23 protein-coding genes are annotated in these 25,055 nt (G+C 67.9%); 9 read left to right on the forward strand and 14 right to left on the reverse strand.

Translation table 11 applies throughout. From position 1 onward, the window contains the following. The first annotated feature begins 128 nt into the window (after window positions 1-128). Window positions 129-863: a CoA transferase subunit A gene (locus tag E4M00_RS00755; protein ID WP_135118668.1), complete on the forward strand. Its 735-nt coding sequence runs from the start codon at window positions 129-131 to the stop codon at window positions 861-863. Window position 864: 1 nt separating this feature from the next. Further along, entirely contained in the window at window positions 865-1,503 is a 639-nt protein-coding gene (locus tag E4M00_RS00760) for a CoA transferase subunit B (protein ID WP_135118669.1), read from the forward strand. A 111-nt stretch (window positions 1,504-1,614) separates the two neighbouring features. On the opposite strand, the gene E4M00_RS00765 is transcribed toward E4M00_RS00760, so the two are convergent. Then, window positions 1,615-2,787, reverse strand: a complete 1,173-nt coding sequence (locus E4M00_RS00765; RefSeq protein WP_135118670.1) for an epoxide hydrolase family protein — start codon at window positions 2,785-2,787, stop codon at window positions 1,615-1,617. Window positions 2,788-2,846: 59 nt separating this feature from the next. Between E4M00_RS00765 and E4M00_RS00770 the strand changes: the two genes are divergently transcribed. Further along, a complete protein-coding gene (locus E4M00_RS00770; RefSeq protein ID WP_135118671.1) occupies window positions 2,847-3,569 on the forward strand; it encodes a hypothetical protein in 723 nt (240 codons plus the stop codon). A gap of 69 nt (window positions 3,570-3,638) precedes the next feature. Here E4M00_RS00770 and E4M00_RS00775 read toward each other — a convergent pair whose 3' ends face one another. The 6 genes from E4M00_RS00775 to E4M00_RS00800 all read right to left on the reverse strand — a co-directional run bounded on the left by E4M00_RS00775 (window position 3,639) and on the right by E4M00_RS00800 (window position 9,022). Continuing rightward, the gene (locus E4M00_RS00775; RefSeq protein ID WP_135118672.1) at window positions 3,639-4,334 is read right to left on the reverse strand and encodes a nucleoside/nucleotide kinase family protein; all 696 of its coding nucleotides are present in this window, start codon (window positions 4,332-4,334) and stop codon (window positions 3,639-3,641) included. Then, a complete protein-coding gene (locus E4M00_RS00780) occupies window positions 4,324-5,193 on the reverse strand; it encodes a sugar phosphate isomerase/epimerase family protein (RefSeq protein ID WP_056166493.1) in 870 nt (289 codons plus the stop codon). The genes E4M00_RS00775 and E4M00_RS00780 overlap by 11 nt, the downstream gene beginning before the upstream one ends. Before the next feature lie 41 nt (window positions 5,194-5,234). Beyond that, window positions 5,235-6,119, reverse strand: a complete 885-nt coding sequence (locus E4M00_RS00785; protein ID WP_167756779.1) for a sugar phosphate isomerase/epimerase family protein — start codon at window positions 6,117-6,119, stop codon at window positions 5,235-5,237. Between the two features lie 5 nt (window positions 6,120-6,124). After that, window positions 6,125-6,892 (reverse strand): ATP-binding cassette domain-containing protein, encoded by a 768-nt coding sequence (locus E4M00_RS00790; RefSeq protein ID WP_135118674.1) that lies wholly within the window; start codon window positions 6,890-6,892, stop codon window positions 6,125-6,127. Continuing rightward, complete coding sequence (locus E4M00_RS00795) at window positions 6,889-7,884, reverse strand: ABC transporter permease (protein ID WP_204772941.1); 996 nt, start codon at window positions 7,882-7,884, stop codon at window positions 6,889-6,891. Before E4M00_RS00795 ends, E4M00_RS00790 begins: the two co-directional genes overlap by 4 nt. 85 nt (window positions 7,885-7,969) lie before the next feature. Beyond that, window positions 7,970-9,022: a substrate-binding domain-containing protein gene (locus E4M00_RS00800; RefSeq protein ID WP_135118675.1), complete on the reverse strand. Its 1,053-nt coding sequence runs from the start codon at window positions 9,020-9,022 to the stop codon at window positions 7,970-7,972. Between the two features lie 171 nt (window positions 9,023-9,193). Here E4M00_RS00800 and E4M00_RS00805 point away from each other — a divergent pair, with 171 nt between their 5' ends. Both E4M00_RS00805 and E4M00_RS00810 read left to right on the forward strand, forming a co-directional pair. Then, window positions 9,194-10,372: an ROK family transcriptional regulator gene (locus tag E4M00_RS00805; RefSeq protein ID WP_167756780.1), complete on the forward strand. Its 1,179-nt coding sequence runs from the start codon at window positions 9,194-9,196 to the stop codon at window positions 10,370-10,372. Between the two features lie 110 nt (window positions 10,373-10,482). Then, entirely contained in the window at window positions 10,483-11,439 is a 957-nt protein-coding gene (locus E4M00_RS00810) for a manganese catalase family protein (protein ID WP_135118677.1), read from the forward strand. A 42-nt stretch (window positions 11,440-11,481) separates the two neighbouring features. On the opposite strand, the gene E4M00_RS00815 is transcribed toward E4M00_RS00810, so the two are convergent. From E4M00_RS00815 to E4M00_RS00845, 7 genes are all read right to left on the reverse strand, one after another. Continuing rightward, window positions 11,482-12,492, reverse strand: a complete 1,011-nt coding sequence (locus tag E4M00_RS00815) for a diacylglycerol/lipid kinase family protein (RefSeq protein ID WP_135118678.1) — start codon at window positions 12,490-12,492, stop codon at window positions 11,482-11,484. A gap of 75 nt (window positions 12,493-12,567) precedes the next feature. Then, on the reverse strand, window positions 12,568-14,292 hold the full coding sequence (locus E4M00_RS00820; RefSeq protein WP_135118679.1) for a long-chain-fatty-acid--CoA ligase: 1,725 nt from the start codon (window positions 14,290-14,292) through the stop codon (window positions 12,568-12,570). A 44-nt stretch (window positions 14,293-14,336) separates the two neighbouring features. Beyond that, window positions 14,337-15,377 (reverse strand): family 43 glycosylhydrolase, encoded by a 1,041-nt coding sequence (locus E4M00_RS00825; RefSeq protein WP_135118680.1) that lies wholly within the window; start codon window positions 15,375-15,377, stop codon window positions 14,337-14,339. A gap of 62 nt (window positions 15,378-15,439) precedes the next feature. Continuing rightward, window positions 15,440-18,082 (reverse strand): alpha-L-rhamnosidase, encoded by a 2,643-nt coding sequence (locus E4M00_RS00830; RefSeq protein ID WP_135118681.1) that lies wholly within the window; start codon window positions 18,080-18,082, stop codon window positions 15,440-15,442. Between the two features lie 4 nt (window positions 18,083-18,086). Beyond that, window positions 18,087-18,998 (reverse strand): carbohydrate ABC transporter permease, encoded by a 912-nt coding sequence (locus tag E4M00_RS00835; protein WP_135118682.1) that lies wholly within the window; start codon window positions 18,996-18,998, stop codon window positions 18,087-18,089. 4 nt (window positions 18,999-19,002) lie between these two features. Further along, window positions 19,003-19,887, reverse strand: a complete 885-nt coding sequence (locus E4M00_RS00840; protein ID WP_135118683.1) for a carbohydrate ABC transporter permease — start codon at window positions 19,885-19,887, stop codon at window positions 19,003-19,005. 88 nt (window positions 19,888-19,975) lie between these two features. Continuing rightward, window positions 19,976-21,292: an ABC transporter substrate-binding protein gene (locus tag E4M00_RS00845; protein WP_240036750.1), complete on the reverse strand. Its 1,317-nt coding sequence runs from the start codon at window positions 21,290-21,292 to the stop codon at window positions 19,976-19,978. Window positions 21,293-21,498: 206 nt separating this feature from the next. Between E4M00_RS00845 and E4M00_RS00850 the strand changes: the two genes are divergently transcribed. The 4 genes from E4M00_RS00850 to E4M00_RS00865 all read left to right on the forward strand — a co-directional run bounded on the left by E4M00_RS00850 (window position 21,499) and on the right by E4M00_RS00865 (window position 25,055). Beyond that, window positions 21,499-22,509 (forward strand): LacI family DNA-binding transcriptional regulator, encoded by a 1,011-nt coding sequence (locus E4M00_RS00850; RefSeq protein ID WP_135118684.1) that lies wholly within the window; start codon window positions 21,499-21,501, stop codon window positions 22,507-22,509. Window positions 22,510-22,851: 342 nt separating this feature from the next. Further along, window positions 22,852-23,463 carry a CGNR zinc finger domain-containing protein gene (locus E4M00_RS00855; RefSeq protein WP_135118685.1) on the forward strand — a complete coding sequence of 204 codons (612 nt, stop codon included), beginning with the start codon at window positions 22,852-22,854 and terminating at the stop codon, window positions 23,461-23,463. A gap of 180 nt (window positions 23,464-23,643) precedes the next feature. Then, entirely contained in the window at window positions 23,644-24,276 is a 633-nt protein-coding gene (locus E4M00_RS00860) for a hypothetical protein (protein ID WP_135118686.1), read from the forward strand. Beyond that, the gene (locus tag E4M00_RS00865) at window positions 24,273-25,055 is read left to right on the forward strand and encodes a PspA/IM30 family protein (protein ID WP_135118687.1); all 783 of its coding nucleotides are present in this window, start codon (window positions 24,273-24,275) and stop codon (window positions 25,053-25,055) included. Before E4M00_RS00860 ends, E4M00_RS00865 begins: the two co-directional genes overlap by 4 nt.

Here is a 25,055-nt window from a genome sequence, read left to right on the forward strand (position 1 = left end):
CGTTCCATATCGTGAAACTTCCTGTCTGAGATTCCACATGCTAGTCCACATGTTGATCGACTCCGGATGCCGTCCTAGGGTCGGCATGACGGCGTCCGCGGGGCGCCACTCGATGGAGAGGGAGCAACGTGACGAAACTGGCCACGGACACCGCAGCGCTGATCAGCGGTCTGGTCACCGACGGCATGACCATCGCCGTCGGAGGATTCGGTCTCAGCGGCGTGCCGTTCGACCTCATCGACGCCGTGCGCGACTCGGGGGCGAAGGACCTCGTGATCGTGTCGAACAACATGGGCGTCGACGGCCGGGGCCTCGGCGTGCTCCTCGAGAACAACCAGGTCGCGAAGGTCGTCGGCTCCTACGTCGGCGAGAACAGGTTGTTCGCCAGCCAGTACCTCGACGGCCGCCTCGAGGTCGAGTTCGTGCCGCAGGGCACCCTCGCCGAGCGACTGCGCGCCGGCGGGGCCGGCATCCCCGCGTTCTACACGAAGACGGGCGTGGGCACCCAGGTGGCCGAGGGGAAGCCGCTGGCCGACTTCGACGGCGAGACCTACCTGCTCGAGCGCGCCATCACGGCCGACATCGCCCTCGTGCGTGCTCACCTCGCCGACACCGAGGGGAACCTCGTCTACCGCTACACGGCGCGCAACTTCAACCCGCCGGTCGCGACGGCCGGCCGGGTGACCATCGCCGAGGCCGAGCGCATCGTCGAGGCCGGCGAGATCGATCCGAACGTCATCGTGACGCCCGGCATCTTCGTGCAGCACCTCGTGCAGGCGAGCGAGCGCGAGAAGCCGATCGAGCAGCGCACCGTGCGCCCGCCGCGATCCGTGAACCCCGCGAGCCCCGAGGAGGGCAACTGACATGCCATGGACCCGCGACCAGATGGCGGCCATCGCCGCCGGTGAACTGCACGACGGCGACTACGTGAACCTCGGGATCGGCATCCCGACCCTCGTGGCGAACAACGTTCCCGACGGGCTCTCGATCACGCTGCAGAGCGAGAATGGCCTGCTCGGCATGGGCCCGTTCCCGTTCGAGGGCGAGGAGGACGCCGACCTCATCAATGCCGGCAAGCAGACGGTGACGGTGCTTCCGGGCAGCAGCATCTTCGACTCGGCGGACTCGTTCGCGATGATCCGCGGCGGACACGTCGACGTGGCCTTCCTCGGCGCCATGCAGGTGTCGGGCTCCGGTGACCTCGCCAACTGGTCGATTCCGGGCAAGCTCGTGAAGGGCATGGGCGGCGCGATGGACCTCGTGGCCGGCACCAGGCGCGTGGTCGTTCTCACCGAGCACGTGGCGAAGGACGGCGCGCCGAAGATCGTCGAGGAGTGCACGCTGCCGCTCACCGGCCTGCGGGTCGTGCAGCGCATCATCACCGATCTCGCCGACTTCGATGTGACGGACGACGGCCTGGTGCTCACGCAGTTGGCTCCGGATGTCTCCCTCGAGCAGGTGCGCGAGGCGACCGGGGCCGCGTTCACCAGCGCTCTTCGCTGAGCTTCAGCGCGCGAACGGCATGCAAGCGCACGTTTACAGGATGAGCGCGAGGATGCCCCTCCCCCAGAGCGTGAACGGGCGCTCATCCTGTAAACGCGAGGGTGGAGAACGCTACAGCTGCGTCCGGAACGGCCGGAAGAAGTCCCGCAGCTCCTGCGCGTAGAGCTCGGGCTCCTCGAAGGCCGCGAAGTGGCCGCCGCGCGCCGGCTCGGTGGCGCTCACCAGGTTCGTGGAGCGCTCGAGCCAGTCGCTGGGCGCCCGCACGATGTCCGCCGGGAAGATCGAGAAGCCCGACGGCACCTCCACCCGCCGCGCCAGCTGCTCCGACGGCAGCTGCGAGTTCGCGTTGTACATGCGCATCGACGAGCCGATCGTGCCGGTCAGCCAGTAGATCGTGACGTTCGTGAGGATCTCGTCCTTCGTGAAGCTCTGCTCGATGTCGCCGCCGCAGTCGCTCCACGAGCGCAGCTTCTCGACGATCCAGGCCAGCAGGCCCACGGGCGAGTCGGTCAGCCCGAACGCCGCGGTCTGCGGCTTGGTGCGGTGCATCGCTCCGTAGGCACCCTCGGTCGCATTCCACTGCGCAGCGTCGGCGACCAGGGCCCGCTCGTCGGGTGAGAGCTGCGACAGGTCGGCTCCGGGCGCCGGGATCCCGGCATCAGTTCGATGCACGGCGACGACCCTCTCAGGGTGATCCAGGGCGAGGTAGCGGCTCACGTGGCTGCCGATGTCGCCGCCGGCCGCGAAGAACCTCTCGTGCCCGAGCGCCGTCATCAGCTCGGACCACAGGCCCGCGACGGCTCGGGAGTCGAGGGCGGGCGACGGATGCTCCGAGTAGCCGTAGCCGGGCATGTCGGGAACGACCACCTCGAAGGCGTCGGCGGGGTCGGCACCGTGGGCACCGGGATCGGTGAGCAGCGGGATGACCTTCGAGAACCGCCAGAACGAGTCGGGCCAGCCGTGAGTGAGGATCAGCGGAATCGCAACACCGGATGCCGCCGCCGACGACGGCGCCGCCGGAGCGTGCACGAGGTGGATGCCCAGTCCGCCCACCCGCGCCCTGTAGCGGGGCAGCCTCGCCAGCGCGATCTCCTGCGTCGTCCAGTCGAAGCCGTCGGCCCAGTAGGCGGCGAGCTCGCGCAGGTAGTCGAGGTCGGCACCGAGGCTCCAGCCGGCTTCCTCCGGGGCATCGGGCCATCGCGTCGCCAGCAGCCGGGCTCGCAGATCGTCGAGGGCGGCAGGGTCGGCGTGGGGGCTGAACGGCTCGAGTGCGGCATCCGACATGCCCACCAGCCTAGGCACGGTATGCCCGGATCGGGCGGGCGCACGGCAGGATGGGGTCGATGGACGAAGCGAACCAGGAGCAGCACACCACGCCGCAGCCGGCGCGGATACCCCCACGCGCACGGGCGCATCGCATCGCCGCGGGCATGGAAGACCGCCACCCGACGTGGTTGGTGGAACACGCCCTCGCCGCGGGCTGGATCTGGGCGGCGTTCTGGGTGGCCCTGCTGTTCGTGGCAGACCACTTCGACCTGCACGCGGTCATCTGGGTGGTGCTCGTCGTCATCGCCGTGCTGCCGAGCTTCGCTGCGACCATCGTGGTGCTGAGCCAGACGCCACGCTCTCACCTCGAGCGCCCCGAGTCCGTGCTCGCGCACTTCTTCGGACGCTTCGCGGGCTACACCTTCGCCTTTCTCGCTTGGACGATCTCGGTCGTCCTGAGTGCCACCATCGCCGCCCAGCTGCAGAACGCGGGCAAGGACAACGAGACCGCGACCCTCGGGATCGGCGCCGGTTGGGTGCTGGCAGCGGTTCCCGTCGTCGTGCTCTTCCTCTGGCTCGTGCTGACGTTCCGCTACGCCTGGTACCTCTCGCGCCTGCGCGGCTGGCGCGCCCACCCGAAGCGCACCCGGCTGCCGAAGGGCTTCCTCGAAGGCATGCCGCGCACGCACGCCCTCGTCGTCGGTCTCGCGCATCCGGGCCTGCTCGCCGTCACCGGAAGCCTGGCCGTGCTGCTCGCCGCCGGCCTCTGGGTCGACGACGTGACGATCCACATCATCTAGCACCAGGGGGCGCAGGCCGGTCGCAACAGCCGCCGTCGCCGCCGCAGCCGCATCAGCCGCAGCCGCCCCCTAGAGGATCTCGCCGGTCACCCCGGAGATCACCAGCTCGGCCCGCTCGCGCGAGCGCTCGATGAGCAAGGCGTTGGCCCCGTCGACGTCGCGCGCCCAGGCCGTCGCGGCCTCGGGCGTGCGCCCATGCCGGGTGTGCCGATCGATCAGGCGGCGCTCGCGCTCGTCCACCGGAGTCGAGCAGAACCAGGCGGCGTCGAGTCGGTCCCGGATGCCGGACCACGGCGCGGCATCCGACAGCAGGTAGTTGCCCTCGATGACGACGATCGTCGCCGAGTCGTCGACGGCTATCTCGCCGGCGACCCCCTCGTCGACCTTGCGCTTGAAGCTCGGCGCGTAGATCGTGTGGCCGCTCTCGGAGCGCAGCCGGTCGAGGAGGGCCACGAAACCCCATCCGTCGAAGGTCTCGATGGCACCCTTCCGATCGTGGATGCCGAGTCTGTCGAGCGTGGAATTGGCCAGGTGGTAGCCGTCCATCGGGAGGTGCACGGCGGGGCCGATGGCTCCAGCCTCGCCGTTGATCCGGCCCACGATGGTCGTCGCCAGCGTCGTCTTGCCGCTGCCGGGGCTGCCGGTTATGCCGATGAGAACGCGCCGACCGGCGGCATCCGTCAGCGAATGGATGCGGGCGACCAGGGCATCGACGGCCTCGGTCGAGAGCGGCGGCCGTTCCGCGCGTTCTGGCTTAGGAGACACGGTTGCTCTCGAGTCGGTTGCTCAGGAAGGTGTGGGCGTGACGCGCGAGCGCGGGGCCGTCGTCCCAGAGGTTACGCCAGATCGCCAGGTCGTTCGAGAGCGTCGGCGAGACGACGGCCGAGGAGAACGACTCGAAGGTGATGGGACCGGCGTACCCGATGTCCTCCAGCGCGTGGAAGAACGACGTGAAGTCGAGGTGGCCGCTGCCGAGGTAGCCGCGGTGGTTCTCGCCGATGTGCACATAGCCGAGGCGGTCGCCGACGAGCTTGACGGGTCGTGAGAAGTCATCCTCCTCGATGTTCATGTGGTAGCTGTCGAGGTGGATCACCACGTTGTCGGCACCGATGTCGTCGGCGAGGCGCAGGGCGTCCGCCGCGGTGTTGATCACGTTGGTCTCGTAGCGGTTGCACACCTCGAGGCCCAGCGTCATGTTCTTCTGCGCGGCCTCGACTGCGAGGTCCTTGAGCGTCGAGACGACGTTCGCCCGGCCCGCCGAGGAGAGCGGGTGCCCGTACTTGCCGAGAGCGCTGTAGAGCGCCCCGGTGAAGTGAGTGCCGCCGAGGTCGTGCGTGATCTGCAACGAATCGTGCAGGAGCGCAGCGCCCTTCGCGACCACGGCGGAGTCGTCGCTCGAGACGTCGGCCTCGAAGGCGAGGCCGCGCGAGCAGACGATGCCGAGGCCGGCAGCCTCGAGTTCGGCACGGGCGGCCGCCACGTCGAGGGCCGGAGAATCGTGCAGCGACAGCTCGAGGATGTCGTAGCCGGCCTTCTTGGTCTCGGCGATGATCGAGGTCATCTCGGCGGGGGTGGTTCCACCCGCGAAGACGAGGGCGTGGACTCCGAGCTTGTTGGTCGGCATGGTGTTCCTGTTCTGGTGGTGGTGCGGGTCTGGTGGTCGGTTCAGGCGGCGAGCGAGACGGCGACGGATGCCGCAGCCAGCTCGGTGCGCAGGAAGGTGTTGGACTCGTGGGCGAGCTCGGTGGGGTCGCTCCACATCGGGCGCCAGAGCCCGATGTCGACGGACTGCTCAGTCGTGAGCACGGCGCTGGAGAAGGTCTCCACCGTGATCGCCCCGCCATAGCCGGAGGCCACGAGGGCTCTGGCCAGCCGCGGCCAGTCGATGGCCCCGGTGCCGAGGCGGCCGCGATGGCTCTCGCTGGCGTGGATGTAGCCGAGGCGATCCCCCGCGACGGCGACGGCCGTCGAGACGTCGATCTCCTCCACGTGGGCGTGGAAGGTGTCGAGGTGCACGACCGCGTTGTCGACGCCGAGGTCCTCGAGGAAGCGCACGGTCTGCGCCGCCGTGTTGAGCAGGTTCGACTCGTAGCGGTTGACGTACTCGATGCCGAGGGTGATCCCGTCGCGAGCCGCCAGGGCGGCGATCCGCCGCAGTACACCGAGCGCGTTCTCACGATCGGCTGCGGCGAACGGATGCCCGTAGCGGCCCATCGCCGAGTAGACGACGCCCCCGACGAACGGGGCACCGATCTCCGCTGCGAAGGCCACCGCCTCGGACAGTCGGTGTTCACCGCGGGCGGAGCGGGCGGCATCCGTCGAGTTGATGTCGTCGTCGAAGCCGAGGGCGAGCGAGACGACGGAGTCGATGCCGTGCCTGTCGAGCAGGCGACGGGTGTCGAGGGAGTCGAGCGCGGCACGATCGATGGCCGGAATCTCGATGAGGTCGTAGCCGGCCTCGGAGGCTCCACGGATGGCGCGCTCCGCGGCATCCGGTGACCAGTCGAAGCCCCACACCCCGGCGTGGATTCCGATGCGGTTGGCGGTCACTGTGATCAGGCCGCCTTGGCGCCGGTGATGAGGGCGACGAGCTCGTCGCCGCTGGTCTCGGACGACCGACGCTCGGCCACGGCGAGGCCGCCGCGCATGACCCACACGTGGTCGGAGAGGCGCAGCACCTGGTCGAAGTTGTGGCTGATGAGCAGCACGGCGACGCCCTGGTCCTGCAGCTTGCGGATGATCGACTCGACGCGGGCCGTCTCCTGCACACCGAGCGCAGCTGTCGGCTCGTCCATGATGACGATCGAGCTGCCCCAGCCGGCGGCGCGGGCGATGGCGACGGCCTGGCGCTGACCACCCGAGAGGCGCCGCACGCGGCTGGTCACCGGAGGCACGTTCACGGCGAGGTCCGAGAGCAGACTCTCGGCGGTGGAGCGCATGGCCTTGCGATCGAGCATCTGGAACGGGCCGAAGCCCTTGGTCTTCTCGCGGCCGATGAAGAAGTTCTGCCACACGGTGAGCTCCTCGACGAGGGCGAGGTTCTGCTGAACGGTCTCGATGCCGTGCTCGCGGGCTGCGAGCGGAGTTCCGAACTCGACCACCTTCCCGTCGAGGGTGATGGTGCCGGAGTCGGGTCGGTGGATGCCGGAGAGGCAGCGCACGAGGGTCGACTTTCCTGCACCGTTGTCGCCGATGAGTGCGGTGACCTCGCCGCGGCGCATGGTGATCGATGCGCCGCGGAGGGCGTGCACGCCACCGAACGACTTGGTGATGTTCTGGGCCGAGAGGATGACGTCGGTGTCGACGGATGCTGTGGTGTTCATTTCTTCTGGAACCTCGTGAGAAGGGCCGCGAGGACTACGACGAGTCCGACGGCGAGCGGCTGGTAGAACTGCGAGACACCGAGCAGGGTGAGCCCGTTGGTGAGGGCGGTGAGCAGCAGCGCACCGAGGATCGGGCCGACGATCTTCGCCCGGCCGCCCGTGAGGCTGACACCGCCCAGCACGACGGCGGCGATGGAGTTCAGCAGGTAGCTGGTGTTGATGGCCGGCTCGGCCGCGCCGATGCGGGCGACCAGCAGCAGCGAGGCGAGGCCGGCGAGCAGCGCCGCGATCAGGTAGACCGCCATGCGCACGCGGGAGGCGTTGACGCCGTTGGCGACCGCCGCCTCCTCGCTTCCACCGACGGCCTGCACGTGCAGGCCGAAGCGGGTGCGGAACATGACGAACCAGCCGACGACACCGACGAGGAGAGCGATGATGAACGGATACCCGACGATCCAGACGGACCCCGTGGTGAGGCGGAGCAGGTCGGGGCTGGTGATCGAGACCGGCTTGCCGCTCGTCACGATGAGGGCGAGACCCGTGGCGACCGAGAGGGTTCCGAGCGTCGCTATGAAGTCCGTCACCTTGCCCTTCGCGATCAACAGACCGTTGATCAGGCCGATGACTCCGGCCGAGAGGATGGCGATGATCGCCGAGATCCAGAACCCGAAGCCGGCCTGCCAGGCGATGCCGAAGCCGACGGCGCCGAGGGTCATGGTGGCCGAGATGGAGAGGTCGATGCCTCCGGTGGTGATGACGAAGGACTGGGCGACCGCGAGGATCACGAGGATGGCGGCGGCCACGAGCATGGCCCGGATGTTGCCGATGCTGAGGAAGGTGGGGCTCAGGATGGCGAACACGATCACGAGGGCGATGAGCCCGATCGGTGCGGCGTTCTCAGCCCAGAAGCTCAGGCTCTTGGCTTCTCGGAGTAGGGGGCGGATGCCCTTCTCAGGGACCGCGATGTTCGTGGTCTGAAGTGGGAGGTTCACGAGTGTCTCTGTCTCTCTCGGCGGTGGCGGGGTGTGGGGAGGATGGAACCGGGCCCCGGCGGTGCTTCAGCCGGGGCCCGGGGTCCTACTTCGAACCCAGGAGGTCCGCGAGCGGGTTGTCGAACTCCTCGAACGGCTGCGGGAAGGCGTCGATGGCCTCCTGCGCGACATCCGCCGTGACGAGGGCCGTGGGCGACTCGACCGTGGCGGGGAGTTCCTCGCCTGCCGCGACGACCTCACAGGCCTGCACTCCGAGGGAGCCGATCGCGTAGGGGTACTGGGCGACGGTGGCGCTGAGGCCTCCGTCGGCGACGGACTGCAGGGCGTCCTTGTTGCCGTCGACGCTCACGACCACGATCTCGCCCGTGAGTCCGGCGTTCTCGACGGCCTTCACGATGCCGAGTCCCATGTCGTCGTTCGCGGCGAAGAACGCCTTGACGTCGGGGTGGGCCGCGATGATGTCGGTGGCCTTGGTGAGGGCGACGTCGCGCTTCCAGTCGGCCGCCTCCTCCTGCACGATCTCGACCTTGTCACCGGCAGCGGCCGTGAAGCCGTCGATGCGGGCGGCGCTGGTCACGTCGCCGGCGACGCCGCCGATGACGGCGACCTCGGCTCCGGCATCCACGTTGCTGGTGATGAAGTCGCCAGCCTTGCCGCCCGCGGCCTTGTTGTCGGTGCCGATGTAGGTGGCGATGTCGATGCCGGCTGCCTCGGCCGCATCGGCGTCGATGGGATTGTCGATGTTTACGATCGTCGTACCGGCCGCAGCGACCGGCGCGAGCGCCTGCACGAGGTTCGTGCCGCTGATCGGGTTGACCACGAAGCATCCGTAGTCCTGACCGGCGAGGGTGGTGAGCTTGTCGGCCTGGCCCGTGGTGTCGCCGATGTCGGCGGCGGCCTGGACCGTGACGTCGACGCCGTCCTCCTTGGCCGTCGTCTTGATGCCGTCCTCCATGGCCTGGAAGAACGGGTTGTCGAGGCCCTTGATGACGGCCGCGACCTTCGTGGACCCGGAACCCGAGCTGGAACCGCCCGACGAGTCGGAGCCGGATGAACACCCGGCGAGTGCGAGTGCGATGGCGACGACGGGCACCGCGACGAACACCGCACGAGTCTTGGAAGCTTCTTTGCTGAACATGTCGATCCTTGGTGGGGGTTTGGGGCACCACTGCGTGCCGTCCATTTGAAACTACACACCCTTTTGGTTTTCGTCAATACAAAAGTATCCACGCTTTCGTGCTTTCATATCGCTAAGATGATGTCACCGTCAGACGACGGACAGCCAGGACGGCTCAGAGAGGGACGACGGATGCGATCGATCGACGGAGGCTCGCACGCCAGCGATGTGCTCGCCCTGTTCCGTGAGCACGGTGAGCTCAGCCGCACCGACGTCATCGAGCTGTCGGGGCTGTCCCGCTCCACCGTGAACCAGCGTCTCGCTTCGTTGAGCGCCGCCGGACTCCTCGCCGACGTCGGAGGCGGAGAGTCGACGGGCGGCCGGCCGTCGAGCCGCTTCGCCTTCCAGGCCTCCCGCGCCGTCATCCTCACGGCCGACATCGGCGCCTCGGGCTTCGTCGTCGCCGCCTGCGATCTGAACGGCGTCCCCCTCGTCCACGCCGAGAGGGTGATCAACGTCTGGGAGGGTCCGGATGCCGTTCTCTCGGCTGTCGACGAGGCCTTCGGCGGCCTCGGACACGACTTCGACGTGTGGGGCATCGCCATCGGCGTTCCCGGCCCGGTCGAGTTCGCCGCCCGTCGGGTGGTCAACCCGCCGATCATGACGGGATGGGACCGCTTCGACATCGCGGCCTGGTTCGCCGGCAGGTACGCGGCTCCGGTCAGCGTGGAGAACGACGCCAACGCCCGCGCCGTCGCCGAGGCGAGGCTCCACCACGTCGACAACATCATCAGCCTGAAGCTCGGCACGGGTATCGGCGCCGGCCTGGTCTTCAACGGGCAGATCATCCGAGGCGACAAGGGCGCCGCCGGCGACATCGGTCACACGCAGGCGACGATGTCGGATGCGGAGCCGAGGGAGTGCCGCTGCGGCAACCTGGACTGCGTCGAGGCGTACGCCGGCGGCTGGGCGATCCAGCGGGAGCTCGAGAAGGTCGGCATCCACACGAACACCACGAACGACATCGTCGCCCTCGTCGCCTCGGGCGACATGGAGGCGATGCGCCGCGTCCGTGCCGCCGGACGCATCATCGGAGACGCCATCGCCGATCTCGTCAGCATCCTGAACCCCCGCACGATCACCCTCTCGGGCCAGCTCGCCGACTGCGACGAGGTGCTGATGTCCGGCATCCGCGAGCGGGTCTACCAGCACACGGTGCCGCTCGCCACGGGAAGCCTGCAGATCACGAAGTCGACGCTCGGTGAGCTGGCCGGCGTGACCGGGCTTGCTCTCATCGCGATCGACGCCCTGTTCGAACCGGAGTCGGTCGACGCCATCCTCGAGGCGCCTCCTGCGCTGCGCGGAGCCTGACTCTCCTGTGCACCGCAGCTGAGGGATTGTCAAGCCCGAAGCGGAGACTGCCGTCCGGACGTACGTTTGCCCCACCTCGCGACGACGCGGGATCACCTGAGGGGACGTCCATGTACTTCCATGCACAGCGTTACATCAACGAGATCGCAGCGGATGAGCCGGATCCGGCAGCAGCCAATGCCCTGCAGGAGGGGCTCGGTGGCCAGTTCGGCGAGATGCGCACGATGATGCAGTACCTCTTCCAGAGCATCAACTTCCGCGGGGCGGCCGCGAAGCCCTACCGCGACCTGATCCAGGGCATCGGCACCGAGGAGATCAGTCACGTCGAGCTCATCGGCACCACGATCTCGCGCCTGCTCGACGGCTCGCCCCGCTACACGGGCAAGCTCACGGACCCGCTCGACACTCCTGGTGCCGGTGGCGCCACTCCGCTCAAGATCGCGCTGGATGAGAGCAACATCCACCACTACCTCGTGGGCGCCCAGGGCGCGCTGCCGGTCGATGCCGTCGGCAACCCGTGGAGCGGCAGCTACGTCTACAACTCCGGCAACCTGCCCCTCGACCTGCTGTACAACCTCATGCTCGAGTCGACCGGACGCCTGCAGAAGTGCCGCATCTACGAGATGACCGACAACAAGACGGCACGATCCACCGTCGCCTACCTGATCGTGCGCGACCAGGCGCACGAGAACGCCTACGCCAAGGCACTCGAGTCCCTCGGCGTCGACTGGAACAAGCTGCTGCCGATCCCCAAGACGAACGCCGAGCAGTTCCCCGAGGTGAAGGAACTCCTCGACCTCGGCCTGCAGTCCAAGCAGTACAGCTTCGACCTGGAGGGCAAGTCCGAGGCCGGGCGCATCTTCCAGGGCATGTCGCCCTCGAAGGACGGCACGGACCTGGATGCCACGGAGCAGGCACCGGAGGGCGTTCCGTCCACGATCTCGCCCGAGCGGCTCGAGGAGTTCTCCCCCGGTCTCGACGCCGACCTCATGGAACTCATCCAGGCGACGGCCGAGATGGAGCTCGCCGACGTCGAGGCGATGTTCGGACCCGTGGCGAAGAAGTAGCGCTCTCCAGCGCGCATGTGGCAGACGGATGCCGCCCCGGGCTCAGGCCTCGGGCGGCATCCGCACGATCAGGCTCGACGGGTCGATCCAGGTCTTGAACGAGCGCGCCTCGCCGAAGGAGTCGCCGTCGAGCTGGATCTGCTCGGCTCGACTGAGCGACACGACGAGCTCCTTCCCCTTGAGGTAGTTGAGCGCGCGCACCTCCTTGGTGAGTCCCATCAGCCGGCGACCGGCTGTCGTGCGGCGCAGGACGCCGTTCTCCCAGAAGATCTTCGTCATGATCTGGATCCAGCCGAAGAAGCCCTCGGGGCGCAGCACGACGATGTCGAACTCGCCGTCGTCGACGGCGGCATCCGGCAGCAGCAGGATGTTGGCCGGAAGCGAGCCGCAGTTGCCGACCATGATGGTGTGGGCGCGCAGCGTCTTGTTGCCCCGGCCGTCGAGGTTGTAGCGCAGGCGCAACTGGTTCTTGTCGCGGAGTGCGAGGCCGATCGCCTTGACGTAGGCCAGCCAGCCCGCCTTCGCCTTAAGGTCGTCGTCGGTGTTGGCGAGCATCTTGGCGTCGAGCCCGAGCCCGGCCATCACGAGATAGGCGTGGCGACGGGTCTTGCCGTCGTCGCCGCGGATGTCGATCACCGCCATGTCGATCGGGCGGTCGGCGCCGGTGAGCGCCGTGCGGAGCGAGTTCTCGGCGTCGTCGAGGGTCAGATCGAGGTTGCGGGCCAGCAGGTTGCCGGTGCCCGACGGAAGCAGGGCGAGCGGAACGCCCGACCCTCGCAGGGCCTCGGCCACGACGCGCACGGTTCCGTCGCCGCCGGCGGCGATCACCACGTCGGCGCCGGCCTTCAGCGCCTCGGCGGCCTGTCCGGCGCCGGGGTCCTCCTCCGTCGTCTCGAGCCAGAGCGTCTCAGCCCAACCCGTCTCGGTCTCGAGCGCCGTCAACGCCGGGCGCAGGGCGTCGGCGTCGAGCTTGACCGGGTTGTAGATCAGCACAGCCCGGCGGGTCGAGGTGGAATCCGAGCTGGTCTCGGGCGGAACGGCGACGTCGGTCATCCGCTCACCGTACGGGATCGGCGCCTCACCCGTTGGGGGCTTGCGCGACGGCGGGTGGCGGCCCTCGGCGCAGCGCTACGCGCTGCGACCGGCGATCAGCGACTCCCGGACCTTCTTGCGCAGCACTTTGCCGATGAGCGAGGTCGGCAGTGCGTCGAGCTGAACCACCCTCTTCGGCACCTTGTACGCGGTCAGGCGGGTGCGGCAGTAGTCGCGAAGCGCGCCGCCGTCGAAGCTGGTGCCGGCGCGCATGACCACAGCAGCCGTCACGTCCTCTCCGCCGGAGGCTCGCGGAAGGCCGACCACGGCTGCAGACATGACGTCGGGGTGGCTCAGCAGCACCTCCTCCACCTCCGACGGGCTCACGTTGAAGCCGCCGGTGATGATGATCTCCTTCACCCGGTCGATGACCGTCACGAAGCCGTCCGCCGACACCGTCACGATGTCGCCGGTGCGCAGCCATCCGCCCTCGAGCAGAGCCGCTCTCGTGTCCTCGGGCCGCCGCCAGTAGCCCTGGAAGACCTGCGGCCCGCGCAGCAGAAGCTCTCCGGGCTCCCCCGCCGCGCGATCCTCGGTCGGGGCATCGGGGTCGACCACGCGGATGTCGGTGCTCGGGAATGGCACCCCGACCGTGCCAGGCCGACGCGATGGGCCGATCGGATTGCCGACGGCCACCGGCGACGTCTCCGTCATGCCGTAGCCCTCGACGAGCAGACCCCCGGTCGCCTCCTCCCACCGTGTGACGGTGGAGACGGGCAGGCTCATCGCGCCCGATATGGCGAACCGGATGCTCGACAGGTCGACGCCCTTCCGGCTCGTCGCCCGGGCCAGCGCGTCGTAGATCGGCGGCACCGCGGGCAGGAAGGTCGGCGGTGACTTCTTCATGGCGCTGAGAACCAGGTCGAGGTCGAACTTGGGGAACAGCACCAGCTTCGCGCCGATGCTCATGGCGAACGTCAGGCAGAGCGTCATGCCGTAGGCGTGGAAGAGAGGCAGGACGCCGTAGAAGGTCTCATCGCCCTCGGCGAGACCGGGAACCCAGGCTCGGCCCTGGGCTGCGTTCGCCCGAAGGTTGCGATGCGTGAGGATGGCACCCTTCGGGGTGCCGGTCGTGCCGCTTGTGTACTGCAGCAGGGCCGTGTCGTCGATGGTCGGGCGGATGACGCGCCTCGACAGCCTGTGACCGCCGACGAGGCGATCCCAGGTGAACACCCGGCGTGCCTTCGGAGTGCTGGTCATCGCAGCGCGCGACTCCCGCGCCTTCCTGATCGGCAGGGAGAGGGCGAGGCGCTTTCCGAAGGGAAGGGCATCCGTCATGTCGACGGACACGATGTGCGCGAGCTTCACGTCGCTCGGCATGTCGGTGACGAGGTCGTAGACCTTGTCCCAGACGATCGCGACGCTCGCCCCGTGGTCCTCGAACTGGTGTCTCAGCTCGCGGGCCGTGTAGAGCGGGTTGTGCTCGATGACGATGGCTCCGAGGCGCAGCGCCGCGTAGAACGCGACGACGTGCTGCGGGCAGTTCGGCAGCACGAGGGCCACCCGATCGCCGGGGCCGACGCCGAGCCTGCGGAGCCCCTCGGCCGCGCGCGAGACCTGCTCCCCCAGCTCGCGGTACGTCGTCTGGGCGCCGAAGAACTCGAGTGCGACCTTCGATCCGAACCTCGCGACGGAGGCATCGAGCATGTCGACCAGCGTCTCGGTCGGCTCGTCGATGTCGGCCGGCACGCCTTCGGCGTAGGAGGCCAGCCAGGGCCTGTCACGGAACAGCTGGGACGGATCGTTCGAGTCCTGAGGCACCCCTCAAGCCTAGGTCGCGAGGTATGCCGTGCGGGTGATGCGCCTCAGTCGTAGTCCTCGATGCGCCACTCGTCGTGCCAGTCGATGATCACCTCGTCGCCGTCGAATCGGAGAGGCAGCCAGACGTAGTCCGCGATCGATGTGTCGGGGTCGGGAAGCGGAACAGCACCCCACTCGCTGTGATCGTGGTCGGGACTGAACACCCTCTCGAAGAGGGCTGGGATGTCGGGGAGGTCGGCGGGCGGGTCCACCACCCACCGGTCGCCCAGCGCGATGTAGAGGTCCCGCTTCAGCGGATGCTTGAAGATCGACGACAGCTGCGATCGGTAAGAGGTGTGGGACTCATCGCCGGGGTGCGGGTCTCCGATGACGGTCCAGGGGCCGTGATGACTGTCGGCCACGGCGGACTCGGATTGGTTGGGGAAATAGCCCGTCGTTCCCGACGTGATCAGGTAATGCCGACGGTTCCGCCTGAAGTAGGCCGGCGCCTCCCGCACGAACGGGGGCTGCGGGTGCGGGAAATGCGTCGAATAGTACCCGGTGACGTCCGTGTAGTCGTCGGTCAGGTCGGCGCAGATCATCTCGCTGTGCACGCGCTCGAAGTAGTAGTAAGCCTTCCCGTCCGAAGGGTCGACGACGAGATCGAAGTCACCGGCGTTCATGCCGAGTGGCCGGAGTCCGCTGCGCACGAGTTCGTAAGGTCCCAGGATGTCGTCCGCGGTGAAGACGCTCGACATCTGCTCGCCGTTGCGCTGCATCACCTTCACCCAGCACACGTACTTGCCCGTGCGGGCGTTGTGGATGATGTGCGGCCGGTCGGCGAACTGCGCAGGGTGCATCGGATGCTGGGGATCATCGACGACGGGCGGGATGATCAGACCGCGGTCCTCCCAGTTGTAGAGATCGGTGGAGGCGTAGCAGCGCACACCCCAGTGCCAGATCCCGTTTCCGGGTGCGGTCCTCTCCTTGTTCTCGCCGTACCAGTAGAAGACTCCGTCGACGAAGAGGATCGATCCGCCGTGCGCCTGGATCCGCCCCCCCGCTGTGTCGAACCATGGCTGGCCGGGTCGGATGGACTGCTGCATTGCTGTTCCTCGTCTGGTGGTGGTGGAGCCGTGGGTGCGGGCGCGCTCGCGCTCCGTGGTGTCTACCACCGGCGGTAGGGCGGCTTGGGGGCGTCCTGCGACGCCGGACGGAAGGTGGAGGTGAACGAGTGCCGGCCTGGGCCGACCCTGTGCTCGCCCCCGCCGCCGGGAAGTACGACGGTCGCGGTGGCGCTCGGAGGCACCTCGACGTCGAGGAAGAACGACTCCCCGTCACGTCGCCAGGCCGACGACGCCAGGCCCAGTGGCGTGCGGTGGCTCGCCGAGGCGTGTGTGAGCGCGCCACCCGGCTGAGGTGCGATGCGCAGCGACGCGAAGCCGGGCTCAGCCGAATCGAGACCGGCGACGACGCGGTGCATGAAGTCCGCGACGGCGCCGAGCGCGTAGTGGTTGAACGAGGTCATGTCACCGGGGTTCACCGAACCGTCGGGCAGCATGCTGTCCCAGCGCTCCCAGATCGTGGTCGCACCCATCGACACCGGGTAGAGCCAGGAGGGCAGCTCCTCCTGCAGGAGCAGGTGGTAGGCGGCGTCGATCCCTCCGGCCCGCACGAGCGCGTCGCAGATGATCGGAGTCCCGACGAATCCGGTGCTGATGTGGAAGTCACCGGCGGCGACGAGGTGCAGCAGCCGGTCGCCGGCGTGGGCCACCTGCTCCTCGGTCGCGAACAACTCGAACACGAGGGCGACGGCGATCGCCGTGACCGTGTCGCTGACGATCCGGCCGCTCGGTGCGATGTACTCCCGTTGGAACGCTGTCGTCGCCCGCTCCGCGACGGCGCCGTAGTGAGCGGCATCCGTCTCCCTGCCGAGAATGGCTGCAGTCTCGGCGAGGATGCGCGCCGTGCGCACGTGATAGGCGGTCGCCACGAGGTACTTGTCGGTCTGGGAGGCGCCGGGGCTGTCCGGCGGTGCCGCGGGGTCGAGCCAGTCGCCGAGCTGGAAGCCCGTGTTCCACAGGCCCGTGTGGCCGGTCAGGTCGTCGACGAGGTCGACCCACGCCTTCATGCTGTCGTACTGATCGACGAGCACCCGGGTGTCGCCGTCGTGCCGGTACATCTCCCACGGCACGATGACGGCGGCGTCTCCCCACGCCGCGGTCGGGTGGTTCGGGAATCCGCATTCGATCCAGGGAACGAAGTTGGGCACGTGACCCTGATCGGCCTGCTCGTGGGCGACGTCGCGAAGCCAGCCGCTGAGCGTGCCGTGGGCTCCGAACAGTCGCAGGGCCGTGGGAGTGAACACCTGGATGTCACCGGTCCAGCCGAGTCGTTCGTCTCGCTGCGGGCAGTCGGTCGGCAGGTCGACGAAGTTGTCGCGCATGCTCCACACGACGTTCTCGTGCAGGCGATTGAGTCCGGGATGCGAGCTCTCGAACCAACCTGTGCGCTCCATGTCGGTGTGCACGACCAACGCCTCGACGTCGACGGTGTCGATGCCGCCCGGCCAGTTCTCGAGCTCGGCGTAGCGGAAGCCGTGCAGCGTGAAACGCGGCGTCCACTCCTCGACGCCGTCGCCGGCGAAGGTGTAGCTGTCGACTGAGATCGCGGAGCGCAGGGGGCGAACGCCGAGTGCCCCGTTCTCGATCACCTCGGCGTGATGCAACGTCAGGGTGTGGCCGGCGTCGGCGGAGGCCCGGATGCGCAGCTTCCCGGCGATGTTCTGTCCGAAGTCGAGACGGATGCGGGAGCCGGCGATGGCCTCGACGCTGATCGGGCGCAACACCTCGGTGACCTTGATCGGGGGGCCGGTCGGCGCCTCGATCGCGGCGTCGAAGTCGTCGAAGGGGAGGACGACGGGTCGCTGCCAGTGCTGGGCGTCGAAGCCGGTGTCGCTCCAACCGGACGGGAGCAGCCTGGCGTCGTACGCCTCACCCTCGTAGAGGCCGGCGCTGGTGATGGGCGCCTTGCTCCACCGCCAGGAGTCGGTGAGGGGAACATCCAGACGAGAGCCGTCAGTGAGGGTGATCTCCACCTGCAGCAGCACGGACGCGTCGCGCCCGTACACGTCCCACAGGCCGCCCTCGAAACCGATGCGTCCGCGGTACCAGCCATCGGCAAGCCAGACGCCGATGACGTTGCGTCCGGCGCGGATCGCCTCGGTCACGTCGAAGGTCTGGGAGCGGAGCCGGTGGCTGTAGCTCGTCCAACCGGGCGAGAGCAGCTCCTCCGACACTGGTGCACCGTTCAGTTCAACCTCGTAGACGCCATGGGCGGTGGAGTAGATGCGGGCCCGACGGATGCGGGCAGGATCCACGCTGTCCCAGTCGGCGCGCAGCAGGTAGCCCGGTCGCAGCTCCCCCTGGGGTTCCGCCGGAGATGGCGAGACGAACGGCACGTGCCAGTCCGTGCGCTCGAGCAGACCGGCCTCGATGCGGTACGGCGCACTCCAGACGGAGTCGACCCCGTCGCCCACGACTCGAAGCCGGAGGCTCACCGCCTCGCGCGAGGTCAGCGGGGCGAACGGCCACTCGATCAGGCGACGACCGCCGCCGTGCTCGAGGTGCAGGTCGACGGTGCCGTCCTCCCGAGTGAGCTCGAAGGCGACCGAGCCGACCGGGCTCGCCGAAGCGGTCGCCCACGAGACCCGGGGTCGACTCTCGCCGATGCCGATCGACGAGCCTCCGCGGCGATTCTCGAGCCAGACGTCGTCGATGGTGGTGAGGGTGAGGTGATCGGTGATCGTCATTCGTCTATCCCTTGACCGATCCGGCTGTGAGGCCCTTCATGACTTGCTGATTGAGGAACAGGTAGAGCAGGAGCGTCCCGAGGACGTTGACCGCGATGGCCGCGAACGTCGGGCCGTACTGCACCGCCCCGTACTGGCCGGTGAAGTTGAGCAGACCGACCTGGATCGTGCGCAGGGCGTCGCTGTTCGTGAAGGTCAAGGCGATCAGCAGGTCGTTCCAGAGGAAGAAGAACTGCACGAGGCCGACGGTGAAGATCGCGTTGCGCACCAACGGCAATCCGACGGCCCAGAACGACCGCAGGATGCTGGCGCCGTCGAGCGTCGACGCCTCGAAGATCTCACGCGGAACCGACCGGAAGAACGTCGCCATCATGAACACCGTCAAGGGCAGGCCCGTGGCGACGTAGGTGAGGATGAGCGGCCAGTAGGTCCCGGTCAGACCCGTGCGGAAGTAGATGGTGAAGAGCGGGAGCAGGATCATCTGGGTCGGCACCATGATGCCGGCGAGGAACAGCAGGAGGACTGTGCCGCGGCCCTTCCAGACCATCACCTCGAGGGCGAAGCCGGCCGCGACGCCGAACAGCAGGATGAGTGCGAGGGACGGGAAGACGACGATGATGCTGTTGACGATGTAGTGGCCGAATCCGCTGTCGAACACCTCGACGTAGTTGTCGAGCGACCAGGTCTTCGGCAGCGCCCAGAACGGGTCGTTGAGGAACTCGCTCTGGGTCTTGAACGAGCCGAGGAACATCCAGAGCATCGGGTAGATCTCGACGATCAGGAGCACGGCGATGAGGATGCGGATCGGGAGCCTGGCGAAGAAGCGGCGTGGAGTGCTTCGGCGGCTGCGCGGGACACCGCCGCTCGTCAGCCCCCTCGGGTGGACGCTGGCGATGGCCGTGGTCTGCGTGGTCATGGTCTCAGCCCTTCGTGATGTCGCGGCGCGTGGACCGGAAGATGAACACGGTGAACAGCAGGCAGAGGATCGTGAGCATCAGCGCGATCGTGCTGCCGTAGCCGTACTCGCCGTAGGTGAACGAGGTCTGGAACATGTAGAGCGTCAACGGGGTCGTCGCGTTGCCCGGGCCGCCGTTGGTGAGGGCGATGATCGTGTCGAAGACCTTGAGGGTGCCGTTGATGCTGAAGATGAGCGAGGACAGCAGCACGGGGAGGGAGAGCGGCAGCACGATCGTGCGCACCAGCTTCCATCCTCCAGCGCCGTCGAGGCGGGCGGACTCGAGCATCTCCTCGGGGATGTCGAGCAGGCCTGCGTACAGCAGAACCGCGTAGAAGCCCATCGACCGCCACAGGTCCATCAGGATGATGATCCAGAACGAGGCATCCGGCGTTCCGAACCAGTCGACCGACGGGATGCCGAACACGTTGAGCAGGGAGTTGACCGGCCCCGTCGTCGGCGCCGCCTCGAAGAGGCGCTGGAACAGGAGCGCCACGGCGACGGTGGGCAGCACGACCGGGAAGAACACGATCGTGCGGATCGTCGACGACGCCTTCTTCAGCCAGAAGACGTACAGCAGTGACAGGCCGAATCCCGTGCCGACCTGCAGGATGGTGAGGACCAGGGCGTAACGGATCGTGAACCAGATCGCGCTCCAGGCGGCCGGGTCCTGGAAGAACTTGGTGAAGTTCCCGAGCCCGTTGAACGTGAAGCCCACGATGGGGTTGCCGTCGAAGACCGTGTAGCCGAGCGACCAGAGGATCGGCACGAGCATGACCAGCGAGTAGACCAGCAGCGCCGGCCCCAGCAGTACGAAGATGGCGCGCTTGTCGCCGAGGACTCTATCCATGGTTCTTTCAATCTTTCGGCCGCGTCAGCAGCAGGCGATGAATGCAGGGGCGCAGCGCACTGCGCCCCTGCATTCGGGTGGTGAGGAATCAGCCCTCGTCGTTCGCCGCCTGCACGAGCTTCATGAAGTCAGCACCGCTCAGTGTGCCGTTCGCGAGGCCTCCGCCGTTGGTCTGGCTGACGCTGGTGCCCTTCGAGGTGAACAGCGCCTCGAACCAGAGGATGCTCGACGGAGCATCCTGGATGACCTGCTGCACGGTCTGCGTCGTCTCGGGGAGGTCGGTGGGCGGGGTGTCGAGTGCGAAGCCGGACACCACGCCGCTCTCCTTGAGGACCGCGTCGCCGTAGTTGGACGCGATGCACTTGAGCCAGGCGGCCTGGCTGTCGCCGAAGCCCTTCTTGGCGAGCATCACCGGGATGCCGACGTTCGCCGGAACCTGGTCGATGCTGCCGGCACCGCCGTCGACGGCCGGGAAGGGCGCGAAGCCGACGTTGTCGACGCCGATGGTGTTCTGCGTCTCGTCGTTGAAGTTGGCGAGCGCCCAGCTGCCCATGTAGAAGAAGGCCGCCTTACCGGTGAGGAACTCGTTCATCGCCGCGTTGTAGTCGACCGATCCGACGGCTTCGCCGAAGTAGCCGGCCTTGCCGAGCTCTGCGACCGCGTCAGCGGCCTTGACGTACTCGTCGTCAGTGAGCTTGGCCGTGCCGTCGGCGACGTCCTTGAGTGCGTCGGGGCCGAGGTCGCGGGCGATGTAGTCGCCGACGAGGCGGGTGACCGGCCATCCGTCCTTGCCTGCTGCGGCGAAGGGCTGGACGCCGGCTCCCTGCAGGGTGTCCGCGGCCGCGACGAGGTCGTCCCAGGTGGCCGGCGCTTCGAGGCCGTTGTCGGCGAGGAGCTGCTTGTTGTACCAGAAGCCCTCGATGTTGAGCTCGGTCGGCAGGGCGTACAGGCTGTCCTCGCCGTACAGAGCCTTGATCGTCGAGTCCGCGGCGGGCAGGATCTTGTCGGCGACACCGAGCTTCTCGAGCTCGGCCGAGAGGTCGACGACCTGACCGGCATCGATGAACTGCTTCATCAGCGACGGCGTGCCCGCGGCCATCGACATGTTCGACAGGGCGTCCTGGCCGGCGAGGAGCTGGAGCTTCTGGTCCCACTGTGTTCCGGCGACGGAGTCCGAGGTGAGCGGTGCCGCCTTCTCCTCGGCCGCGCACTGATCCTTGCCCAGTGCCTCGAGCGTGCTGATGATGGTGGTGTTCTCGGTCTGGCCGAGGTAGGTGAACTTCCCGCTGTCCGCGCTTCCTCCGCCACTGGCGGGTCCGCACGCGGTGAGCAGCATGGCTCCCGCTCCGACGACGGCCACGAGGGGCGCGAGACGCCGCAGTCGTGATTTCGGTGCTGTGGTCACAATTCCTCCTTGAAATGCGAAGCCTCACAATTGAAGCGTTTCATTCGGAAAATATACGCGTTTTCTGGCTTCTGTCAAGCCAAATAGGATATGTTTTGGAGCGCTTCATTCTGAGAGCATGAGCGGATATCGCGCAACACGGCGCGCAGCAAGGGGAACATCCAGTGGCACAGGGGCGACGGGAAGCCGGCAAGTCGGCCCCGAGCATGTCCGATGTCGCCCGTCACGCCGGGGTCGCCCTGGGCACGGTGTCGAACACGATGAACAATCCCGACAAGGTGAGCGAGGCGACGCGCCGCAAGGTGCAGGCCGCGATCGCCGAACTCGGCTTCATCCGCAACGACGCAGCGCGGTCGCTGGCCACGGGAACCAGCAGCACGATCGGGATCGTGCTGGCCGACCTCAGCAACTCCTTCTTCGTTGACATCGCCCGAGGAGCGGATGCCACAGCCCGACAGCACGGCATGAACCTGATCATCGCCAACTCTGACGTGGATCTGGCGAAGCAGTCGATGAACATCAGCCTGTTCGAGGAGTCCCGCGTCGCCGGCGTGCTGCTTGCGCCACTCGACACCGCCTACGTGCGGGGCAGCGCCACACTGCTGCGCAGCACTCCCCTCGTGCTCGTGAACTTCGCAGCGGAGTCCGGTCACTATGCCGGAGTCGTCGCCGACGAGGAGCACGGCGGCTACGAGGCGGCGCAGCATCTCATCGGGCTCGGCCGCACCCGACTCGCCTTCCTCGGCGGGCCGCTCCTGCTCACCGCCGTCGCCCAGCGCCTCGAGGGCGCGCGCGCAGCAGTGGCCGCGAATCCGGGAGTGACACTGGAACACATCGAGACGCGCGGCCTCAACATCCCCCATGGCAGGCACGCCGGTCAGGACATCCTCGCTCGCGGCGCCGGCACCTTCGACGGCCTGGTGGCGGCATCCGACCTCCTGGCCGTCGGTGCGATCCAGATCCTCGACGGGAAGCCAGGCTTCGACGTACCGACCGACCTCGCTGTCGTCGGCTACGACAACAACCACTTCGCGTCCGAGAGCGCGATCCCGGTCTCGACGATCAGCCAGCACGGTGAGGAGATGGGACGAGTTGCGGCGCAGCTGCTCATGAACGAGATACAGGGCGGACCGACGACGATCAAGCAGACCGTGGTCATCAAGCCCGATCTCATTCCCCGGCGCAGCTCACTCGGAGATGCCTGGCGACGGGATTAGTCGCCGTCTGCACGCCCGAGGCGCCTAGCCGCCTCTGTGCAGAATTCCGAGAGCGATCGGAGGGATATCCCATTCGGGGTCCCGCACGCGGCGCTCCGCACGCTCCGCGTCCCGTTCCAGCCGCCGGTCGGTTCGGCGCGACCGACGCCCGCCGCGCGCGGCACGACGTCGCTCTCGCAGGATCGCCATCCGCGTCCTCGTTCGCGGTCGCTCGTCCTCTGCACTCGTGTCAGCTGCATCCGTCATGACCCGAATCCCTTCGTAACACCACCGAACTGGTTCGATGGGGTCCTTCCACCGTGAACCTTGAATTCACACCTGTCAAGTAATTATGCTGGTGTTATGGGCGATCAGACAGATCTCGCGTTCCAGAAGGAAGACCAGGTCATCCCGCCTGCTCTCCGCCTCATCCGGGACTTCGTCAACACCGTGGAGTTCCAGGAGGATGACGAGCGGCTGACCAGCCCCGACGACCTGCGCGACTGGCTCGACGGCCGACACCTCCTCGATCCGGGCGCCGTCGCCACCGGCGACGACCTCGACTTCGCCATCACGCTGCGCGAGGGGCTGCGCGGTGTGCTCGAGCTGCACGCCGGCCACGATGCCGACCCTGCAGCGATCCGCCGCCTCAACGATGCCCTCGCGGACCTGCCGGTGCGCATCTCCTTCCGCGTGGACGAGCCCGGAGCGACGGAGGCCTTCGGCTTGGTTCCGGCCGGCGGAGATGCGGTCAGACGCGCTCTCGCCTCGATGCTCGATGCCGTGCGCCAGTCGACCGAGGACGGCACCTGGCCGAGACTGAAGGCGTGCGCCCGCCAGTCGTGCCGGTGGGCGTATTACGATCACTCCCGCAACCGATCCAGCCGGTGGTGCACCATGGCCGGCTGCGGCAACATCGTGAAGATGAAGAAGGCCTATGCGGCCAGGACAGGCCAGTCGAAGGCCGCGCAGTGAGCAACGTGCGGATCTGAGGATCTCGTGGGAGCCCTTACGCTGGACCCGCTCCGAGCGTAGATTGCGTTATATCGCGTTTGCGTTCGGACACCCGAGCCACGCGTCGGTGACCGAGGGGGCATCCATGGACTCGACTCGTACGACTGACTCGACTCGCACGACGGCAGGGCAGGCGCGCTGATGGACGTGCTGATGTCGGTGCTCCTCTCGCTCGCGCTCATCGTGACGGCATCCGTCACCACCATCGTTCTGGTGGTGCGGGCGGTCTACCGTCGCATCCGCCGCAGCCGGGCTCTGAACGGAGCAGTACTGAAGGGCCGAGCCAGCCTCAGTTGGGGACCGCAGCGCAAGGTGCTCGCGCTGCAGCTGCAGCTCAACGACGCGCTCGACAGCGGACGCGCGGCCATCGACCTCGCAGTGCGCACCAACGGGCGTCGCGGCGAGCTGCCGCGCATCTTCCGCCGTATCGAGGCCGAGGGGGTCGCCCTGCAGGCGCAGCTGCGCCTGATGGAGACCGAGACAGACGCCGCGGCCCTGGCGGACGAGCTTCCGGCGGCGGGCCTCCGTGTCGAGCAGGTCTCCGAGATGATCCGTCGACTGCGGGCATCCGTCGCCGCCGGTCTCGGCGACCCGACCGGCGAGTCGCTCGCTGCCCTCCGCGACGAGGTCGACCGGGAGGTCGCAGCCCTGCACGCCGGGGTCGAGGAACTCCGCAATCTCAACGCCGTCGACGGTCGCTTCACCGCGCCCTCGGCCGCTCCTCTCCGCACGTCACCCACCGATCGCCTCCAGAACAAGGGAGTCCAGTCATGAGCACTGACAGCAACAGCAACACCGCCCGGATGCGCACGATCTTCCGCACCAAGACCTCCAAGGCGCTCGATCGCATGGAGGACCCGCGCGACGCCCTCGATGACAGCTACGAGCAGCAGGTGAAGCTGCTGCACCAGGTGCGGCAGGCCGTGGCCGAGGTCGCCACCGCGAAGAAGCGCATCGAGCTGCAGGGTGAGGAGATGGGGTCGCGCTACCAGCGACTCGGCGACCAGGCTCGCGAGGCGATGGAGCACGGCCGCGAGGACCTGGCACGCGCCGCCCTCGAACGGCGCGCCGCCCTCGAGGGGCAGGTGTCGAAGCTGCAAGAGCAGCACAGCTCGCTGCAGAAGCAGACGTCTCAACTGCAGGAACGCGAGCGTCGCCTCGCCGAGCAGATCGCCGCCTTCCGCATCGAGAAGGAGACGATGAAGGCCACGTACAGCGCCTCTGCCGCCCAGGTGCGCGCGAACGAGGCCGTGGCCGGCATCGGCGCGAACATGAACGACGTCGGCGTCAGCCTCGACCGGGCTCGCGACCGCGTCGCCCAGATGCAGGCGCGCGCGCAGGCCACGGACGAGCTCCTCTCGAGCGGCGCGCTGAAAGACCTGACGGCGGCACCGGATGCCGACATCGAGCGTCAGCTGGCCGAGCTCGCGTCGCGCTCCGACATCGAGCGCCAGCTCAAGGCCATGAAGGGCGACGGTGCCGACGGCATCCGCGGGTCGAAGAAGGATGACTCGACGGACGGCTGGCTCAGCATCGGGCAGGCGCCGCAGTAG

This window comes from Orlajensenia leifsoniae, assembly GCF_004570845.1.
In the GTDB taxonomy this organism is placed as follows: Bacteria; Actinomycetota; Actinomycetes; order Actinomycetales; family Microbacteriaceae; genus Orlajensenia; species Orlajensenia leifsoniae.

Coding starts and splice junctions, on each gene's coding strand:
- E4M00_RS00760 (WP_135118669.1), top strand. CDS start 865: ATGCCATGGACCCGCGACCAGATGGCGGCCATCGCCGCCGGTGAACTG.
- E4M00_RS00765 (WP_135118670.1), bottom strand. CDS start 2,787: ATGTCGGATGCCGCACTCGAGCCGTTCAGCCCCCACGCCGACCCTGCC.
- E4M00_RS00770 (WP_135118671.1), top strand. CDS start 2,847: ATGGACGAAGCGAACCAGGAGCAGCACACCACGCCGCAGCCGGCGCGG.
- E4M00_RS00780 (WP_056166493.1), bottom strand. CDS start 5,193: ATGCCGACCAACAAGCTCGGAGTCCACGCCCTCGTCTTCGCGGGTGGA.
- E4M00_RS00790 (WP_135118674.1), bottom strand. CDS start 6,892: ATGAACACCACAGCATCCGTCGACACCGACGTCATCCTCTCGGCCCAG.
- E4M00_RS00800 (WP_135118675.1), bottom strand. CDS start 9,022: ATGTTCAGCAAAGAAGCTTCCAAGACTCGTGCGGTGTTCGTCGCGGTG.
- E4M00_RS00805 (WP_167756780.1), top strand. CDS start 9,194: ATGCGATCGATCGACGGAGGCTCGCACGCCAGCGATGTGCTCGCCCTG.
- E4M00_RS00810 (WP_135118677.1), top strand. CDS start 10,483: ATGTACTTCCATGCACAGCGTTACATCAACGAGATCGCAGCGGATGAG.
- E4M00_RS00815 (WP_135118678.1), bottom strand. CDS start 12,492: ATGACCGACGTCGCCGTTCCGCCCGAGACCAGCTCGGATTCCACCTCG.
- E4M00_RS00825 (WP_135118680.1), bottom strand. CDS start 15,377: ATGCAGCAGTCCATCCGACCCGGCCAGCCATGGTTCGACACAGCGGGG.
- E4M00_RS00830 (WP_135118681.1), bottom strand. CDS start 18,082: ATGACGATCACCGATCACCTCACCCTCACCACCATCGACGACGTCTGG.
- E4M00_RS00835 (WP_135118682.1), bottom strand. CDS start 18,998: ATGACCACGCAGACCACGGCCATCGCCAGCGTCCACCCGAGGGGGCTG.
- E4M00_RS00840 (WP_135118683.1), bottom strand. CDS start 19,887: ATGGATAGAGTCCTCGGCGACAAGCGCGCCATCTTCGTACTGCTGGGG.
- E4M00_RS00850 (WP_135118684.1), top strand. CDS start 21,499: ATGTCCGATGTCGCCCGTCACGCCGGGGTCGCCCTGGGCACGGTGTCG.
- E4M00_RS00855 (WP_135118685.1), top strand. CDS start 22,852: ATGGGCGATCAGACAGATCTCGCGTTCCAGAAGGAAGACCAGGTCATC.
- E4M00_RS00860 (WP_135118686.1), top strand. CDS start 23,644: ATGGACGTGCTGATGTCGGTGCTCCTCTCGCTCGCGCTCATCGTGACG.
- E4M00_RS00865 (WP_135118687.1), top strand. CDS start 24,273: ATGAGCACTGACAGCAACAGCAACACCGCCCGGATGCGCACGATCTTC.